This window comes from Bacillus sp. SIMBA_031 (assembly GCF_046535225.1).
Lineage (GTDB): Bacteria > Bacillota > Bacilli > Bacillales > Bacillaceae > Bacillus > Bacillus velezensis.
On sequence record NZ_JAWRXC010000024.1, the window covers coordinates 1 to 2,028 of the forward strand.

Sequence of the window (2,028 nt, forward strand, 5' to 3'; positions counted from 1 at the left end):
CATCCACTGTTTCAAAGGAAGTACGCAGTGCTTCATGTCTGTCGATTAGCTGCTGAAAGACAGTCTCAATTCGATTTCGATCCACTTCCCCCTTCAATTCAAAAATACTCGGCATATTGTAAGCCGTACTGATTTTATCCAGCTGCTGAATGGAATACATGCGTTTTTGTGCTGAAGAAGCTTCATAAAACTCTCGTTCCTCACAAGGTTCGATTGTTTCATAGACATTTACAGCGCTCTGTTCAATATAGCCGCTTAACTCGAAGATGGTTGGCCTTGTAAAGATTTCCTTCAAAGGAACTTCAATCTGTAGATGCCTGCGAATGTCACTCATGACGACCGTTGCTTTTAATGAATGACCTCCGAGGTCAAAGAAATTGTCATGTATACCGATATTCTCCACTCCGAGTACTTCCCGCCAAATGGTCACCAGTGTTTCCTGCAAAACTGTTTGCGGCGCCTCATAATCGCCCGATATTAATCCATTGACATCTGGTGTCGGCAAGGCACTGCGATTTACTTTTCCATTGTTAGTCAATGGAATGGTGTCAATCTCCATCAAGTAAGAAGGAATCATATAATCCGGCAGATGTTCTTTCATGTAGGCTTTCAGTCTGGCTTTATCGAGCGTTTCGTCAGAAACGACATACGCACACAAATACTTTTGGTTTTGTTCATCTTCTTTCGCTGCCACCACTGCTTCTTTCACTTTAGGATAGCTGACAAGCTGCGTTTCAATCTCTCCGAGTTCAATCCTAAATCCTCGGATTTTCACCTGGTGATCGATTCTTCCTCCGTACTCTAGCTCACCGTCAGGAAGCCACCGGACCAGATCCCCTGTCTTATACATTCGTTCTCCCAGAATAAACGGGTTTGGTACGAACTTCTCTTTGGTCAGTTCCTCTCGGTTAAAGTATCCTCTCGCTACCCCGTCGCCGCCAATGCATAGTTCTCCGAGAACACCTTCTGGTACAAGCTGGTTGTGGCGATCAAGCACATATACCTGTGTATTTTGTATTGGCTTCCCTATAGTAATTGAATCGGTTTTCCCCATCCGTTTCACTGTCGACCAAATGGTCGTTTCTGTTGGACCGTACATATTAAAAACAGGCAATCCATACTCTTTTACTTCATTCCACAGCGTTTCAGGAAGTGCTTCTCCTCCTACATAAAGAGTCTTCAAGTTTTTCATGGTATGCTTGAATCGATCATTCTCCATCAGCATTTTTAATCGGGTCGGAGTGCTCTGCATCACCTCTACCTTATGTTCCTCTATAAGGGCAGCGAGCTTTTTCCCTTCTCTGCTTTCCGCTTCACTGGATATGACGACAGTCAAGCCCTGCGTTAATGGAGCCAATGTCTCCAGACCAAAGATGTCAAAGGAAAGCGTTGTTACACATAAAATGCTTTTATAGCTATCTAGATGTGTTTCGTTGACCATGCCATGGATGAAGTTGTTCACCTGTTGGTGTTCAACCATCACTCCTTTCGGAGTTCCGGTGGAACCGGATGTATAGATGACATACGCTAAATGACGGCTGGTCATTTCCACATCAAGATTCGTTTTCTCCCCTTGATAAATAGAACGATCCTTCAAATTAAGGACCTGCCCTGTGAAAGACATAGCATGCGGAATGTCTCCATACGTTACTAATAAATCCACTTTCGCATCTGACAGAACCGTACTGATACGATCAGCAGGATGAGCAGGATCAATTGGAAGATACGCTCCCCCCGCTTTCAAAACCCCCAGCAGACCAATGATCATTTCGGATGATCTTTCCGTCATGAGTCCTACAACCGTCTCCGGTTGAACACCTTTCTGCCGAAGTACTCTTGCAGCCTGATTGGCCTTTTCATTGAGTTCTTTATAAGTAAGCGAGTGACCTTCCGCCACCAAAGCAGTCTGGTCAGGACTTTTCTCTGCTTGTTCCTCAAACAGCTGATGAAGGGTTTTCTCTTTAGGATACTCTCTCGCTGTATTGTTTAAGGTTTCTAAAAAGTACACCTTTTCAGGCTCTGTCATGA

At 44.3% G+C, this 2,028-nt stretch carries 1 protein-coding gene; it reads right to left on the reverse strand.

The window, feature by feature from the left end; all coding sequences use genetic code 11:
* Nucleotides 1-2,028, reverse strand: a 2,028-nt coding sequence (locus SB724_RS19305; RefSeq protein WP_410572392.1) for a non-ribosomal peptide synthetase, incomplete at both ends; no start/stop codon positions are given.